Source organism: Mycobacterium sp. EPa45 (genome assembly GCF_001021385.1).
Taxonomy (GTDB): Bacteria; Actinomycetota; Actinomycetes; order Mycobacteriales; family Mycobacteriaceae; genus Mycobacterium.
The window spans coordinates 2,338,985-2,355,128 of record NZ_CP011773.1 but is presented as its reverse complement, the minus strand read 5'-3'; the positions used below and the strand labels follow the sequence as shown (position 1 = coordinate 2,355,128).

The window sequence follows — 16,144 nt, the reverse complement described above, 5'->3', positions numbered from 1 at the left end:
CGTAGAATCGCGGCGATGGATGTCTTCCGGGCAGACAGCGGGCCGGCAGGTCGGTGGATCGTCGGCGGCTACCTCGCCATGCTCGCCGCGCTGGCCACCTATGCCGTCGCCGCGGGTGAGCTCCGATTCACCGCCACCGGCGATTCCTATCCCGGAACCGCCACCAGCGTCGCCGAGCTGATCGGTTACTTCACCGCCACCTTGGCCGCCGCGGTCTGCCTGGGCGCGCTGGTGGTCGTCGTCGTCACCGCCGAGCCCGACGAGCGCGGTGTGCTCGACGCCGCGTCGTTCCGGGTGCACCTGCTGGCCGAACGACTGGCGCCGATCTGGCTGGTGACCGCGCTCGCGATGATCCCGGTCCAAGCCGCCAACGCGTCCGGGGTGCCGGTCGCCCGGTTGATCATCGGCGGCGGTCTCGGAAGTGCGCTCGGCGCATCCGAAATGGCGCGCGGCTGGATCGTCGTCGCGGTGGTCGCGGCCACAGTGACCGTCAGTCTGCGGGCCACGGTGCGCTGGGTGTGGCATGCCGTGCTGCTGATTCCCACGTTCATCGGCGTGGTCGCCCTACCAGTCAGCGGCAACGCCGGCCAGGGCCCCGACCACGACTACGCCACCAGTGCCGTCATCGTCTTTGCCGTTGGGCTGGCTGTGTTGACCGGTGTGAAGATCAGCGCGGCGATCGCACCGCAGAAAGCCGAACTGCGCAGTCGGGTCCGGGTCATTGAGCTCACGGCCGCCGCGGTGGCGGCAGCCTACGGAGCACTGCTTTTCCTTCTGATGGGCGGGTTCGACGCGTTGGGTTCGGACTACGGACGGTTGGGGCTGGGAGTTGCAGTGGCGCTGTCGACCAGCGTGCTGATCCGGCGTGCGACGGTGGGCGCCGTGGCTGCCATGCTCGCGGTCGCCGCGGTCTCGGCGATGGCGGTTCAGACTGCGCCGCGCCTGCTGGCTCACCAGTTCACCGCATGGGATGTCTTCCTCGGCTACGAACTCGACGACCCACCGGATGTTCTTCGGCTGTTGACCATCTGGCGGTTCGACGTTCTGCTCGGAGCCGGCGCCATCATTCTGGCTGTCGGCTATGTGATCGGATACATCCGGCTGCGGCGGCGCGGCGACACCTGGCCGCCCGGTCGCCTGGCGGCATGGCTCCTGGGTTGTGCCGCAATGCTATTCGCCACCAGTTCGGGGACGCGGGCGTACGGGTCGGCGATGTTCAGTGTGCACATGGCCGAGCACATGGCCCTGAACATGTTCATCCCGGTGTTCCTGGTCCTCGGCGCACCGATCACGTTGGCGCTGCGGGCGCTTCCGGTCGCGGGTACCGGCCGTCCGCCCGGGCCGCGGGAATGGCTGCTGTGGCTGGTGCATTCACCGGTGTCCCGGTTCCTGTCCCATCCCGCAACCGCTTTCGTGTTGTTTGTCGGCTCGCTGTATGCGGTGTACTTCACGCCGGTGTTCGACACCCTGGTGCGCTACCACTGGGGTCATGAGTTCATGACCGTGCACTTCCTGATCACCGGCTACCTGTTCTTCTGGGGCATCATCGGCATCGACCCCGGCCCGAAGCGGTTGCCGTTCATCGGGCGCCTGGGACTGCTGTTCGCGGTGATGCCGTTCCACGCCTTCTTCGGAATCGCAACGATGACCATGACGTCGGTGCTTGGCGGCACGTTCTATCGCAGTCTGCACCTGCCGTGGCTCACCAGCCTGGGCGACGACCAGCACCTCGGCGGGGCGATCGCCTGGGGCTCCAGCGAGCTTCCGGTGATCGTTGTGGTGATCGCACTGGTGGTGCAGTGGGCGCGCCAGGACCGGCGGACCGCCACCCGCACCGACCGGCACGCCGACGCCCACTACGACGACGATCTCGATGCGTACAACGCAATGCTGCGGGAGCTGGCCAAGAACCGGCGCTGACTCACTCGATCGGTTCGTCACCCAAAATGGTGGTGCGCAACATCATTCGGCCGGAGTCGTCGGCGTACGGTCCCGCGCGGTGAAGAACGCCACGGTTGTCCCAGATGACGGTGTCGCCGACCGACCAGGTATGCCGGTAGACGTTGTCCGGGCGGGTGGCGTTCTCCAGCAGATCAGCGAGCATCGCCCGGCCCTCGTCGACGTCCATCCCGGCGATGTAGTCGGCCGAGGCGCCGAGCACGAGCGACTTGCGGCCGCTGCGATGCGTCCACACCAGCGGGTTCTCGTGCGTCGGACGAGATCGCCACCGGGCCAGCTCTTCCGGGGACGGGTCCGGGGTGGTCTTGCGCTGCGACGCCTCCAGTGAGTGCACCACCCGCAGCGACGCCAGGTGCTGCTTCTGCTCGTCGGTCAACCGGTCATAGGCGGTGTAGGCGCTGGCGAACTCGGTCTCGCCCCCCTCGGCGGCCACCTGCTTCGCCGAGAGCACGGTCGCCATCTGCGGGCACTCGTCATGCATCGGCGTGCAGCCGTCGATGTGCCACAGGAACGCGGCGCGCAGATAGTTCGCGCTGGCGTTCTTGGTCTTGTCCATGGTGATCGGATAGATCCCCGACACCGGATGGTGCCCATCGGCGGACCGGTCCACTTCGCCGAGCCGGGAGCAGAACGCCACCTGCGCTTCCGGGGTGAGGAACAGGGCCGGGAACACCAGAACCCCGTTGTCCTCCAACGCATCCAGGACCGCGGCAGCCAGTGTGTCATCGGCACCCAACTGCTCGGAACTCAGTCCGGTCACCTCGGCACCGACGGTGTCGGTCAGTTTGTTGATCGTCAAGACACTCATCGTGGCCACCTAGGGTCGGGGTTCGCTGACGCGGACCATCTCGGCATCGCATGCGTCGACTGGTCTGGGTTGATGCATGATCTCGACCGACATCGCCACCATGATCAGCGAGTAGATCAGGTGCAGCAGGTTCGTCGCGTCCTGCGGCAGCTCATCGAGCGAGAACTTGTCGCAGTACTCGATCGCCTCTTCCAGCCGGGGGAAGAACGCGTTGTAGAACTGCTCCATGTCGGCCATGCTGCTGTTGACCCGCCGCTCCCACCGCTCGGTCTCAGTCGGCAGGCACCATAGCGGCGCAAACTGCTCGAGCTCGGCAAATGCACTGGGCAGCATCGTGTCTGCCATGGTTACACCCCCGCCCCGGTGGCTTCGCGCTGATAGTCGTCGACCCAGTCGACGACGGCCTTGTGCAGGTGCCGGACGAGGATCTCCTGATCGTTGAGTGGGAATTCGTCGATGACACCGGTTTCCAGTGCGGCCTGGGTTCCCCCCAGCATCCCGGCGTCCTGCAACGCGAACTCCTTGAGGACCACCGAGGCCACCTCGTGCTCGATGCGTTCCCGGACACTTCGCGCCGGGCTGAAGTAGGTGAACGCCTCGAAGCGGTGCGTGTTGTGCGACGTCGGCCAGTACCGGTACAGCAGATACCAGCCGCCGTAGATGAGGATTTCGATGTTGGGGAAGATCTGGAAGTTCGAGATGCCCCACGGCTCGATGTTGCCGGGGTTCAAACCCGCTGGAAGTTCGCCGATATCCGGTGTGCGCCAGGGTCCGACGAGCCCGCTCTGGGTGGCGCGTTCGATCGGGTACATGTACTCCGCCGGCAGCAGCCAGCGGCGAGTACCCGCGGTGGACACCACCCGATGTGGCCCGTCGAGCTGGAAGTGGGCACAGGTGAAACCGGCGTTCGGGACACGCACCTCCGGGGGCACCTGCTGGGGATGCAGGGATGGCACGTGGTAGTACTCCTGGAACGCGTCGGCGAAGATCTTCCAGTTGCTGTTGTTGTTGGCCACCCACGAGTAGCTCTCGGTCAGCTTGTCGAACGGGTAGTCGTCGAGCGCAGTCACCATGGGCCCCAGAAACTCTCGCAACGTCTGGCGGGGTTCGCGATCGAGGTTGATGAAGATGAACCCGTTCCACACATCGCAGTGCACCGGGCTCAGCCCGTACTCACCCTGGTCGAGATCGAAGAACTCTCCACTCTGCTGAACGAAATTCAGCGCACCATCGAGCCCGTAGCGCCAGCCGTGGTACTTGCAGGTGAACTGCCGGCAGGTGCCGCGGACCTCTTCGGTCGGAAAATCGTTCCACACCAACTTGTTTCCCCGGTGGCGGCAGATATTGTGAAAGGCCCGGATGACGTCATCCTTGCCCTTGACCACGATCACCGACGCCCGGGCGACCTCGATCTCCTTGGTGAAATAGCTACCGACGCGTGGCAGCTCCTCCACCCGGCCGACGTTGAGCCAGGCCCGCTTGAAGATCGCCTCGCCTTCGAGCTTGTAGAATTCTGGCGAGGTGGAGTCTTTGAAGGAGATCGGGCCGGTGCCCAGATCGGGGTAGTGCTCGGTCCAGCTGCCCTCGGCGGGCTTGGGCCAGGTGACGGCGGCCATGGAACCTCCTGGTGTCGGACTAGGTTGGGGACAAGTGCTGTGCGACGGCTGGTTTCACATCACTGCGCCGCCGTTGACGCCGATGGTCTGACCGGTGATGAAACCGGCTTCGTTCGAGCTGAGGAATCCGACCATCGCGGCGATGTCGTCGCCGGTTCCGAGATGGCCCATCGGGATGTTGGCGGCCATCTGCTCGGTGGACGGCAGAATTCCGGCAGCCTGCTGCTGGTGCTGCATCGGCGTCTCGATCCCCGACGGGGGGATGTTGTTCACCGTGATGCCGCGCGCGGCGTACTCGCGGGCCAAGGACCGAGTCAGACTGAGCACCCCGCCCTTGGACGCGGCATAGTGCGCCATCTCCGGCGAGCCCCGCTGGGCACTCGACGACGAAATCATGATGATGCGTCCCCAGCCGGCGGCGAGCATGTCGGGCACCGCGAGCTGGCAGGCATGGAAGGTTCCGGTGAGGTTGACCGCGATCACCCGTTCCCAGTCCTCGACGCGCATATCGACGAAGGGCGAAAAGCCGAACAGCCCCGCACTGGTGACCAGGATCGTCGTCGGCCCGAGCTCGGAACGCACCTTGGCGAAGGCGTCTTCCATTGCCGGGCGGTCCGCGACGTCAGCACCGACACCGATCGCGGTCACACCCTGGCCGCGCAGGTCGTCGGCGACTCGTTGGGCCGCAGACTCGTCCAAATCGAGGACCGCGACCTTGTTACCGCGGCGTCCGAGTTCATGGCACGTCGATTCGCCCATGCCCGACCCGCCGCCGGTCACCACCGCAACCCTGCTCACTGAACATCCTCTCGCATCGCCGACCCCTGTCCCATTACTCGTAGACGACCCGTACGGTCCTGGTCGTGGGCATGGCCTGGCACGTCAACACCCAGCCGTCGGCGACTTCGTCGTCGTCGAGCGCATTGTTGTTGAGCATGCGCGCCCCACCCTCGGTCACCTGCGCGATACACGTTCCGCACGAACCGGTTTCGCATGACGACGGCGCCTTCAATCCGGCCATCCGCGCGGTCTGCAGCAGCGTGTTTCCGGACCGGTAGTCCGCGGTGGTGGTGCGCCGATCGAGTTCGATGGTCACCTGTTCGGTGACCTCATCGCCGGGGGTGGGCACAGTCGCGGCGGGCGTTGCGGCGACGAACCGCTCGAGGTGCACCTGGCCGGCGGGCACCGCGGAATCGCGCAGGGTCGCCTCCACTGCGTCCATGAACAACGTTGGGCCGCAGACGAAGTACTCGGCATCGTCGACGTCGGCCAGGAAAGCCGTCAGCACGGCCGCGGTGACCACGCCGTCTTCACTGTCGAGATGATGGTGCACGGCGATCCGGTCGCCGTATTCGTCGACGAGCCCGCGCAGCAGCTTGGCGAAGATCACCGAGTCGGCGCTGCGGTTGGCGTAAAAGAGCCGCACCCGTCGGTCCGTGGTGGCCAGCGCCGTGCGGATCAGCGAGACGACCGGCGTGATGCCACTTCCGCCCGCGAAGGCGACGATGTCACGGCCGGAGGAATCCAGGACGAAGCGTCCCTGCGGCGCCTCGGCGTGGATTTCGGCACCGGCAACCACGGTGTCGTTGATCCAGTTCGACACCACCCCGCCCGGATCGCGCTTGACGGTGATCCGCAGGGGCTCGGCGAGTGCGGGCGATGACGACATCGAGTAGCACCGCCGATGCTCCACGCCGGCGACGGTCACCCGTAGCGTCAGGTACTGACCGGCGCTATAGCGGAAGCGGTCCCGGAGGTCGTCGGGCACGTCGAAGACCAGCGAGACGCAATCGGCGGTCTCAGATTGCACATCGGAAATCCGCAGCCGCACGACGTCGTCGCCGCTGACCTCGGGTCGGCAGGTCGTGTCCATCGTCGACAACAATATCAAGTACTTGTCATTAGTATCAAGCACTTGCCATGCCTGTCAGTCGGCGTCCGGGTGCAGTGTGATCGAGACTTCACCGTGGCCCTTTTCGACAATGCGAATCAACAACTCGGCCAACGTCTTTCGCTCTTCAGCCGTCAGTACCGAGAACAGCTCGTCGTGAGCGGCCACCGCGTCGGCGTTGGCAGCGGTGACGGTGCGCCGACCCTTCTCGGTGAGGTAGGCACGCTGGATGCGGCCGTGCTCGGGATCGGGTTTGCGTTCGATCAGTCCGTTCTTCTCGAGTGTGGCCAGCGCGAGCTGAGCACCCTGAGGGCTGATCAGCAGCCGGCGGCCGAGTTCTGCCCCCGACAGTCCCGGTTCGTCGGCGAGCTGCCGCAACAGACCGGTCTGTGCACTGGTGACACCGTGCTTGCTCATCGCCTCGTTGACGGTGTGCCCGGAGTAGTGAAAGGCCTGCTTGAGCAGCCACAGGAGGTTTTCGGCGCCGTTCTTCATAGCGGTGCCGGCTGCTTGTAGATCTCGCCGTTCTTCATGACGAACTGTACGTCGAGCGTCGTGGTGATGTCAGACGACGGGTCTCCCGGCACCGCGATGATGTCGGCGAGATACCCCGGCGCCAGCCGGCCGAGGTCGCCCGCCTCGTCGATGAGCTCGGCGCTGGTGATGGTGGCCGCACGAAGGGCCTGCATCGGCGTCATTCCGCGTCTCACCAGTGCGACGATCTCCTTGGCCTGCTGGCCGTGCGGGATCGCCGGGGCATCGCTGCCGCATGCGATCTTCACGCCGGCGGCGATGGCCTTGGGCAGCATGGCCTTGGCTTGCGGGAACACGGTCTCGGCCTTGCGGCGAAGTTCCGGTGCGATGCGGTCGATCGCCATCGCCTCGGTCAGATACGTCGTGGAGACCAGGAAAGTGCCGTGATCCACCATCATCTGGATGGTCTCGTCGGAGGCCAGGAACCCGTGTTCGATGCAGTCGATGCCCGCCCGGATGCAGGCCTGGATTGCGCTGTCGCCCACCGCGTGCGCGGCAACCCGCAGGCCCGCCCGGTGGGCCTCGTCGGCGATCGCGGCGAACTCGGCGTCGGAAAACTGTTGTGAGCCCGGTGAGGTGCTGTGCGACATGACGCCGCCGGAGGCGGACACCTTGATCAGCTTGGCGCCGTGGCGAATCTGGTACCGCACGCATGCCTGCACATCGGGCACGCCGTTGGCGATACCCTCGGCCACGCTCAGCGGCATGATGCCCGGGGCCAGGCGCTGGAACACCGTCGGATCCAGGTGTCCGCCATAGGGCGTCACCGCGTGGCCGGCCGGATAGATCCGCGGCCCGACGTGCCAGCCCTGATCGATCGCCCGCTGCAGCGCGACGTCGAGCAGATAGCCGCCGGTCTTGACCATCAGGCCGAGGTTGCGGACGGTGGTGAAGCCGGCTTCCAGGGTGGTGCGCGCGTTCACCGCCCCGCGCAGCGTGCGGTAGGCCGGGTCGTCCTGAACCCCGTGCATGGGACTGGGCAGCCCGTCGGGACCGCCCGGGCCGCCGATGAGCAGGTTGAGCTCCATGTCCATCAGCCCGGGCAACAGGGTGACATCGCCGAGGTCGATCACCGTGGCCGAATCCGGCAGCGGCTCGGCTGGATTCACCGCCGAAATGCGGCCACCGTCCACGACGATGACCGCCGGCGACCGTACCTCACCGGCCTCGATGTCCGCCCACCGAGCTGCCTTCAGGACCGTAGCGCTCACGGGACCGGTTCGATGATGCAGTCCAGCGCGGTAGCGCCGGTGTCGGGAACCTTCGGCTGCTTCCAGCACTCCACCGGGAAGGACACGATGATCATCGAGTACAGCAGGTGCATCAGGTTCAGCACGTCGTCGGGCAGTTCGTTTAGAGAGAACTTGTCGCAGTAGGCGATAGCCTCTTCGGCACGCGGGGTGATCGCGTCGTAGAACGCTTGCATCTCGCTCATGGTGCTGGCCAGCCGTTTGGCGTAGCGCTCAGCCTCGCTGGACAGACACCAGTCGGCGAATTCCTCGAGATCGGCGAATTCCTCGGGCAACTTGGGCATCGTCACACCCCGGCTCTCTTGCGCTGGTACTCGTCTACCCAGTCGGCCGTCTCCTTGTGCAGGTGTCGCAAGAGCACCTCCTGGTCGTTGAGGAGGAACCTGTCGACGTAACCCGACTCGACCATCATCTGGGTGGCCTCAAGGGTATTCGCGTCCTGCAGGCCGTACTCCTTGAACGAGGCCGCCGCCAGTTCCTGCGCGATGCGCTCGCGCGGACTGCGCGGCTGGGGGAAGTACGCCGAGCCCTCGAAGATGTGGGTGTTATGCGATGTCGGCCAGTAGTGATACGTCAGGTACCAGCCCTGCCCCCAGATCAGGATGACGAAGTTCGGGAACAGCTGGAATGAGTCCAGCCCCCACGGATTGCACTTGGCGGGGTTGAGACCCGGCGGCATCTCGCCGAGGTCCGGTCCGTCCCAGGGCCCGAAAAGCCCGCTGCGGCAGATGTCTTCGATCGGCTTGCGCATCTCGGCGTCCATCTCCCAGATACGCACGCCCGACGTGCTCACCAGACGGTGCGGGCCGTCGATGCGGTAGTGCGGCGCCTCGAAACCGGCCTCGGCCGCGGCTTGCGAGTACTTGGTCGGCGACTGGTTCGCATGCAGTACCGGTGCGTGATAGAACTCCTGGAAGGCATCCAGGTACAGCTTCCAGTTGGCCTTGACCTCAGACCGGTAGGTCCAGCGCGAGGTCATCTTGTCGAAGGGATAGCCGGACAGGCCGGTGACCATCGGCCCGAGGAACTCCGTCAGGGACTGCTCCGGCACGGGAGCGAAGTTGACGAAGATGAACCCTTCCCAGACGTCGCAGTGCACCGACACCAGGCCGTACCGGTTCTTGTCCAGGTTGAAGAACTCCTCCTCTTGCTGCACAAAGGTGAGGTTGCCGTCCAGGTCGTAACGCCAGGCGTGGTACTTGCACACAAACTGGCGGCAGGTCCCGGAACTCTCCGCGCGCGGATCGTCGTCCCAAACCAGCTTGTTGCCCCGGTGGCGGCAGATGTTGTGAAACGCATTGACCTTGCCGTCGCGGTTGCGCACCACGATGATCGAGGTGTTGACGACCTTGAGTTCCTTGGTGAAGTAGTTCCCGGTACGCGGAATCTGTTCCACCCGGCCGACATTGAGCCAGGCGCGTTTGAACACCGCAACGCGTTCCAGTTCATAGAACTCCGGGCTGATGGAATCCTCGTAGGACACCGGACCGGTCCCCAGCTCGGGGTAGTGCTCGGTCCAGCTGCCTTCAACAGGCTTGGGGAAGCGAGGCAACGTCTTCTCCTTCGACGGGTGGATACCGTTCGACGTTATTGCTGCCCCGGAAGAATAACAAGTAGTTGATATTGATCGACAGGGATTGCCGCCCGCCCGTCAGCCGGCGACGGCGTCCCGGATGATCGCGGCGAACCGCCGGCCGATGCGTTCGTGGGCTTCAGGGCCTGGGTGTAGCCGGTCACCGAGCGGGAATTCGGCGAAGTCTGCCGGTCCGTACAGGTCTAGCCCATCGACGTACTGCAGGTTCGGGTCGGTCTCGGAGCGTCGTCTGACGATGCCGGCGAGCTCGTCGCGAATCACGCTGAGGGTGAGCTTGCCTGCGGCGACGTCGGCCGGGTCGCCGGTCGCGGCGAACGCCAGCGTTCCCCCGCTGAAGTCGGGTGCCAGCGGTCCCGGCGTGTGTTCGTGGATGGGACAGTGCACGGCGGAGACGACGACGATCGGGGTGGCGGGGTGCCCGTCGCGGATGGTGTCGAGGAAGCCGTGCACGGCAGGGCCGAAGGCACGCAGGCGCATCAGGTCGGCGTTGACGATGTTGATACCGATCTTGACGCTGATGAGATCGGCGGGAATGTCGCGCATCGTGCGCGCGATGAACGGATCGAGCAGGGCGCCTCCGCCCAGCCCGAGGTTGATCAGTTCGACACCGGCGCCGGTGGAAGCCACCGCCGGCCAGGTCCCGGTCGGATGCAGCGCGTTCGAACCGTGACTGATGGAGCTGCCGTGATGCAGCCAGACCGGCCGCGTGATCGAACTGGGCGCCACCGGCTGATCGCTGCGAAGTGCGATCAGTTCGGTGATTTCGTTGTGCGGCAACCAGATCTCGACGGACTTGTGCCGATCAGGTAGGTCCGTGAAGCGAATCGTGCCGGACGCACCCGCAATGAGCTCCTCGGTGCCGGCGGCGGCGTCCTTCATCAGCACGTTGCCACCGCTCAGACTCGCCTGCGCCGTCAGCGTCCCATCGATCAGCAGGTCATAGATTCCGTCGGGTCGCATCGGCATGCCCTTGTAGGCAGGACGGGTGCGTAGCGCTTCGAGTTCGATCTCGGTAGACCGGGTTTCGAACACCAATCGGCAACCGGCGGCTTGGGATTCGGCCATCGCCAACTGGGGATCGTCGCATTGGGCCCGGGCCCACGCGGGCAGTCGGTGCGGCAGCAGACCGACGTCCGTACGCTCGAGTTCGCATGCTCCCCGCAGCAGGCCTACCGAGATCGGGACCTCCAACAGGTTGGGCATTGGTCGTGTATCCCTTCACCGCTCGACGGTGGCGAGGCCCAACGTTATCGGAGGCCCGAGCAGCCTAGGGCGGGTTGGATGTCCGGCAGCAGCCACCGTCTCGGGGTACCCGCGTTCGGTGCGTTCCCCATTGGGTACTCCTCAATTTGGCTCAGTGGAAGGAGTCTCGAATGGCGCAGAGCTCAGGGGCAGATCCGATGGCTCGCGGCGAGGCCCTCGTCCTCGACGGCCTCGACGATATCCGTCAGTGGCAGGAGGACTTGTATCGGGACCTGCACGAGCATCCGGAACTCTCTCACCAAGAACACCGCACCGCCGGCCTGGTGGCGGGCATGCTGCGCGAGTGCGGCTACGAGGTGCACGAGGGTATCGGCGGCACGGGGGTGGTCGGCATCATCCGCTCCGGCACCGGTCCGACGGTCTTGATGCGTGCCGACATGGACGCCTTGCCCGTCGAGGAGGTAACCGGTCTGGCCTACGCCAGTAAAGTGCACGCCACTGACGACTCCGGCAAAGACGTTCCGGTGATGCACGCCTGCGGACACGACATTCACGTCACCTGCCTGCTCGGCGCCGCCACATTGCTCGCCCAAGGGACCCACCACTGGCGGGGCACGGTCGTCGCCGTGTTCCAACCGGCTGAAGAAGTCGGTGATGGCGCCCGAGGAATGATCGATGACGGCCTGCGCGAGGCTATTCCGGCCGTCGACGTCGCCCTGGCGCAACATGTGCTTCCGCTACCGGCGGGCATGGTCGGAACGCACCGTGGTCCGTTCCTGTCAGCGGCCGACAGCATGCGCGTCACGGTCTACGGCCGCGGCGCGCACGGCTCGATGCCTCAGGCGGCGGTGGACCCGGTGGTCCTCGCCGCGATGATCGTGATCCGCTTGCAAACGATCGTTTCTCGAGAGATTGCTCCGGCCGACACCGTCGTTCTGACCGTCGGCAGTATTCGAGCCGGCACCAAGAGCAACGTGATAGGCGATCACGCCGTCCTCGAACTCAATCTGCGCACGTATGACGAATCCACGCGCGCCGCGGTACTCAACGCGATACGCCGCATCGTCGTGGCCGAGTGCCAGGCGTCCGATTCGCCCAGAGAGCCGGAGTTCGAGCTCTACGACTCGTTTCCCCTGACCGTCAACGACAATGAAGTAACCGACCGTGTGAATGACGCCTTCGCGCGACATTTCGGCGAACACCTTCAACCCATGCCGCAGGGGTCAGCCAGCGAGGATTTCAGTGACATCCCCAACGCCCTCGGCGTCCCCTACACCTACTGGGGTATCGGCGGGATCGACGAGCAGCAGTACCGAACGGCCGCCGGCGCGGGACGGGTCAGCCAAGACATCCCCGTCAACCACTCGCCCGCCTTCGCTCCGGTCATCCAGCCGACCCTGGACACCGGCACCCAAGCCCTCGTGGTGGCGGCGCTGGCCTGGCTGTCCTGAACCTCAGCGTTCGTCGTCTCGGTTCGTGCCCAGCGGACCCGGCGCGTTGAGCCCGAACCGAACGCCGAGCATCCGGATGACGAAGCAGACCGCCGCGGCCCCCAAGGCGGCCGCCAGCCCGTAGACATCAAGTTGGATGGCCGCGACGGTGAGCCCGGCGGCCGCCAGAGCGGGGATCGCATACAGCTCGCTGCGCAGCACGGTGGGAATCTGTCCGATCAGAATGTCTCGGATCGTGCCGCCCCCAACGGCGGTGACCACACCGAGCAGCAGCGTAGGTCCGATCCCCAAGCCGAACGCCGCGGCTTTGCTCGTGCCGATCACGGCGAACACGCTCAGCCCCACGGCGTCGAACACCGTGATCGATGCCTCCAGTCGGTGCAGCAGCTTGCTGAGCGCGAACGCCAGCAGACCACCGGCGATGGCCAGCGCGAAGTACCGCCAGTCGCGAAAAGTAGCCGGCGGGATATCGCCGATGATGACGTCGCGGATGACGCCGCCGCCCAGTGCGGTCACCATGCCCAGCGTGACGACACCGACGATGTCGAGGCGGGCGGCACGCACCGCGGTCAGCGCGCCGTTGAGCGCGAACACGAACGTGCCCGTCAGATCCAACGCGAGCCACAACATCGGTTCGGGGTTCATCGACTCAGCGCCGGACGTCGACGTCAGCCGACGACGGTGTAGTCCTCGTCGGCGAGTGCCTCGCGCACCTGGTCGACGGTGACGTCGCCGTCGACCCGCACAGTGGACGCGCCGTCGGCGTCCAAATCGATCTCGACGGCATTGACCGACGGCAGCTCTGTGAGCGCACCGGTGACCACCCGCACACAGCTCTGGCAGTGCAGGCCGGTGACCTGGAAAGTGTGGGACACGGATTCTGCCTTTCGGGTGACTACCGGGCGTCGAAGTTGCGCAGCCGCAGGCTGTTCGAGACGACGAAGAACGACGAGAACGCCATCGCCGCACCGGCGATCAGCGGGTTGAGCAATCCAGCCGCGGCGATCGGGATGGCCGCCACGTTGTAACCGAATGCCCAGAACAGATTGGTACGGATGGTGCGCATTGTCGCGTGGGCCAGGTCGAGTGCCTGGGGGACGATGTCGAGGTCGTCGCGCACCAGAATGATGTCGGCGGCACCGATCGCGACGTCGGTGCCGCGCCCGATCGCCAGGCCCAGATCCGCAGAGGCCAGCGCGGGGCCATCGTTGATGCCGTCACCGACCATGGCGACCACCCGGCCCTGCTCGCGCAGTTGTTCGATGACATCGACCTTGCCTTCGGGCAGTACCTCGGCGATCACCTCGTCGATGCCGACCTGTGCCGCCACCGCACCGGCGGCAGCGGCGTTGTCGCCGGTGAGCAGCACCGTGCGTAACCCCCTGCGGCGCAGGGTGATCACGGCGTCGGCGGCGGATTCCTTGACCGTGTCGGCGACCGCGATCGCCCCGAGCACCCGTTCGTCCACCGCGACGAATACCACTGTCTCCCCACGTGCTTCACCCGCTCGCCGGGCCGACTGCACCCGATCGCATACGTCGGCCTGCCGTGCGACCCACGACGGACGTCCCACCATCACCCGGTGTCCCGACACCGTTCCGGTGACGCCGCGGCCCGGATGAGCACGGAACTCCTCAACCGGCCGGTGCCCGACCACGGCGGCCGTGATGGCCACTGCCACAGCGTGTTCAGAGGCCACTTCGACGGCTGCGGCCAAACTCAGAACCTCGTCGCGCTGCCCATCGTCGGCGACGGTCACCTCGGTGACCGCCAGCCGCCCCGTCGTCAGCGTGCCGGTCTTGTCGAACACCACGGTGTCCACCGCGCGGATGGCCTCGAGTGCCCGGTAGCCCTTCAGGAAGATGCCGAGCTGCGCGCCGCGGCCAGACGCCACCATCATCGCCGTCGGAGTCGCCAATCCCAGCGCACAGGGGCAGGCGATCACCAACACCGCCAGCGCCGCCGAAAACACCCGGTCGGCGTCGGCTCCGGCCAACAGCCAGCCGGCGGCGGTCAGAGCCGCGATCAGGAACACCACCGGCACGAACACACCGGAGATCCGGTCGGCGAGCCGTTGGGCGTCGGCCTTCTGCGCTTGCGCTTCTTCGACCAGCCGCACCATCCCGGCGAACTGGGTGTCGGCGCCCACCGCGGCGGCCTCAACGACGAGCCTGCCGTCGAGCACCACGGTCCCGCCGATCACCTGCCCACCGGGATGGGCTCGCGACGGGGTGGCCTCGCCGGTCATCGCGCTCATGTCGATCGCCGCGTCCCCGTCGACGACGAGGCCGTCGGCGGCGATGGTCTCGCCGGGGCGCACCACGAATTTCTGCTGTTCTTTGAGTTCGTCGGCCGGCAGCACCATTTCACTGCCATCGGCCAACACCACCGATACGTTTTTGGCGCTCAGCGCCGCCAGCGCACGCAGCGCACTACCGGCGCGCGACTTGGCCCGCGCCTCGAAGTACCGGCCGGCCAGGATGAAGACGGTGACGCCGGCGGCCACCTCCAGATAAATGGCGTCGCTGCGCAGCAGCGCCTGCCAGATACCGTCACTGCGGCCGTTGTGGTGGCGGATGAAGATCGTGTACAGCGACCACAGCGTGGCCGCAGTGACCCCGACCGAGATCAGCGTCTCCATGGAGGCGGTGCCGCGGCGGGCGTTGCGCAGAGCGACCCGGTGGAACGGCCAGGCCGCCCAGGTGACGATCGGTGTCGCCAGCGCGGTCAGCAGCCAGCCCCAGCCGGCGAAACGGGTGCTGGGCACCACCGCGAACATCACCGACAGGTCGGCCAGCGGCACGAACAGCACCGCGGCGACGGCCAACCGGCGCAGCAGGTTACGGGCCAGCTTGTCGTCGGGGTCGGCGGGTTCGGTCGTCGACGCCGAGCGCGGAGCCGCGTCGTACCCGACCTTGCGGATCACCTCGCACAGGTCGTCGGCGGCTACCGATTCGAGGGCATCGACGCTGGCCACCCGGGTGGCGAAGTTGACCGAGGCGCGCACCCCGGCGATCTTGTTGAGTTTGGTCTCGACCCGGGCGGCGCACGCCGCGCACGACATCCCCGAGACGTCCAGTTCGATGCGATGCGCGACGTCAGCCACGCCGCTGGCGGCTTCGCCGCCCACGACCGACATCGTCATCGTTCTCCTTGACCGAGTTGGGACCCGAGGAAAGAGTCGTCTGTCGACGCCGTCAGGTTCCCGGCCCCCCAAAGTACGCTCCGGCAACAGCCCCGGAACGTGCCGGTCACGTCGATCCCCTACTCTCACTGACCGTGGCCGAACGCGACGACGACCCGGTGACCGTGCTGGCACTGGCCGCCGGCCGAGGCGATTCGGCCGCGCTCGAGGCATTCATCAAGGCCACCCAGCGCGACGTGTGGCGCGCCGTCGCTTTCCTCGGTGATCCCGGTCACGCCGACGACCTGACCCAGGAGACATTCCTTCGCGCGCTCGGTGCAATCCCCCGGTTCTCCGGGCGGTCCTCGGCCCGCACCTGGCTGCTGTCGATCGCCCGCCGCGTGGTCGTCGACCAGATCCGCCGCAATCAAGCCCGACCGCGCACCACCTCCGCGATCGACCTCGAGCAGGTACTCGACGCCCGGCGCAGCGCCGGGCGGTTCGAAGACATCGTCGAGATCCGGATGCTGCTCGACGGCTTGGACCCCGACCGGCGCGACGCGCTCATGCTGACCCAGGTGCTGGGGCTGTCCTACGCCGAGGCGGCCGAGGTGTGCGGATGCCCGGTCGGGACCATCCGCTCACGGGTGGCCCGGGCTCGCGAGGATCTGCTCAGCGCCACGCACCATGACGACCAGGTCGGCTGAGCCACTC

General features: G+C 66.4%; 16 protein-coding genes. 3 read left to right on the top strand and 13 right to left on the bottom strand.

From position 1 onward, the window contains the following. Positions 1-15 precede the first annotated feature (15 nt). Positions 16-1,920 (top strand): cytochrome c oxidase assembly protein, encoded by a 1,905-nt coding sequence (locus AB431_RS11180; RefSeq protein ID WP_047329976.1) that lies wholly within the window; start codon positions 16-18, stop codon positions 1,918-1,920. 1 nt (position 1,921) lies between these two features. Here the strand turns inward: AB431_RS11180 and AB431_RS11175 are convergent, their stop codons facing one another. The 10 genes from AB431_RS11175 to AB431_RS11130 form a co-directional block, all read right to left on the bottom strand. Continuing rightward, positions 1,922-2,767 carry a TauD/TfdA family dioxygenase gene (locus AB431_RS11175; protein WP_047333312.1) on the bottom strand — a complete coding sequence of 282 codons (846 nt, stop codon included), beginning with the start codon at positions 2,765-2,767 and terminating at the stop codon, positions 1,922-1,924. A gap of 9 nt (positions 2,768-2,776) precedes the next feature. After that, complete coding sequence (locus AB431_RS11170; protein WP_200902714.1) at positions 2,777-3,112, bottom strand: hypothetical protein; 336 nt, start codon at positions 3,110-3,112, stop codon at positions 2,777-2,779. Positions 3,113-3,114: 2 nt separating this feature from the next. Beyond that, positions 3,115-4,383 carry an SRPBCC family protein gene (locus tag AB431_RS11165; RefSeq protein ID WP_047329975.1) on the bottom strand — a complete coding sequence of 423 codons (1,269 nt, stop codon included), beginning with the start codon at positions 4,381-4,383 and terminating at the stop codon, positions 3,115-3,117. 54 nt (positions 4,384-4,437) lie between these two features. After that, the gene (locus AB431_RS11160; protein ID WP_082135637.1) at positions 4,438-5,181 is read right to left on the bottom strand and encodes an SDR family NAD(P)-dependent oxidoreductase; all 744 of its coding nucleotides are present in this window, start codon (positions 5,179-5,181) and stop codon (positions 4,438-4,440) included. Positions 5,182-5,215: 34 nt separating this feature from the next. Next, on the bottom strand, positions 5,216-6,256 hold the full coding sequence (locus AB431_RS11155; RefSeq protein ID WP_047329974.1) for a ferredoxin--NADP reductase: 1,041 nt from the start codon (positions 6,254-6,256) through the stop codon (positions 5,216-5,218). 54 nt (positions 6,257-6,310) lie between these two features. Continuing rightward, positions 6,311-6,769, bottom strand: coding sequence for a MarR family winged helix-turn-helix transcriptional regulator (locus tag AB431_RS11150; RefSeq protein ID WP_047329973.1), 459 nt, complete (start codon positions 6,767-6,769; stop codon positions 6,311-6,313). After that, positions 6,766-8,019 carry an amidohydrolase family protein gene (locus tag AB431_RS11145; protein ID WP_047329972.1) on the bottom strand — a complete coding sequence of 418 codons (1,254 nt, stop codon included), beginning with the start codon at positions 8,017-8,019 and terminating at the stop codon, positions 6,766-6,768. The genes AB431_RS11150 and AB431_RS11145 overlap by 4 nt, the downstream gene beginning before the upstream one ends. Beyond that, positions 8,016-8,342, bottom strand: coding sequence for a hypothetical protein (locus AB431_RS11140; protein WP_047329971.1), 327 nt, complete (start codon positions 8,340-8,342; stop codon positions 8,016-8,018). The genes AB431_RS11145 and AB431_RS11140 overlap by 4 nt, the downstream gene beginning before the upstream one ends. Before the next feature lie 2 nt (positions 8,343-8,344). Then, complete coding sequence (locus AB431_RS11135) at positions 8,345-9,610, bottom strand: aromatic ring-hydroxylating dioxygenase subunit alpha (protein ID WP_047329970.1); 1,266 nt, start codon at positions 9,608-9,610, stop codon at positions 8,345-8,347. A gap of 99 nt (positions 9,611-9,709) precedes the next feature. Beyond that, on the bottom strand, positions 9,710-10,855 hold the full coding sequence (locus AB431_RS11130; protein ID WP_047329969.1) for an SGNH/GDSL hydrolase family protein: 1,146 nt from the start codon (positions 10,853-10,855) through the stop codon (positions 9,710-9,712). 170 nt (positions 10,856-11,025) lie between these two features. On the opposite strand from AB431_RS11130, the gene AB431_RS11125 reads away from it, so the two are divergent. Further along, positions 11,026-12,306 (top strand): amidohydrolase, encoded by a 1,281-nt coding sequence (locus AB431_RS11125; RefSeq protein ID WP_369803015.1) that lies wholly within the window; start codon positions 11,026-11,028, stop codon positions 12,304-12,306. A gap of 3 nt (positions 12,307-12,309) precedes the next feature. Here the strand turns inward: AB431_RS11125 and AB431_RS11120 are convergent, their stop codons facing one another. The 3 genes from AB431_RS11120 to AB431_RS11110 are packed head-to-tail and all read right to left on the bottom strand — an operon-like array spanning position 12,310 to position 15,451. Further along, positions 12,310-12,951, bottom strand: coding sequence for a trimeric intracellular cation channel family protein (locus tag AB431_RS11120; protein ID WP_047329967.1), 642 nt, complete (start codon positions 12,949-12,951; stop codon positions 12,310-12,312). Positions 12,952-12,974: 23 nt separating this feature from the next. After that, positions 12,975-13,181 carry a heavy-metal-associated domain-containing protein gene (locus tag AB431_RS11115; RefSeq protein WP_047329966.1) on the bottom strand — a complete coding sequence of 69 codons (207 nt, stop codon included), beginning with the start codon at positions 13,179-13,181 and terminating at the stop codon, positions 12,975-12,977. A gap of 20 nt (positions 13,182-13,201) precedes the next feature. Continuing rightward, complete coding sequence (locus AB431_RS11110; protein ID WP_047329965.1) at positions 13,202-15,451, bottom strand: cation-translocating P-type ATPase; 2,250 nt, start codon at positions 15,449-15,451, stop codon at positions 13,202-13,204. Positions 15,452-15,585: 134 nt separating this feature from the next. On the opposite strand from AB431_RS11110, the gene sigC reads away from it, so the two are divergent. Continuing rightward, positions 15,586-16,137, top strand: coding sequence for an RNA polymerase sigma factor SigC (gene sigC, locus AB431_RS11105; RefSeq protein ID WP_047329964.1), 552 nt, complete (start codon positions 15,586-15,588; stop codon positions 16,135-16,137). Positions 16,138-16,144: the final 7 nt, after the last annotated feature.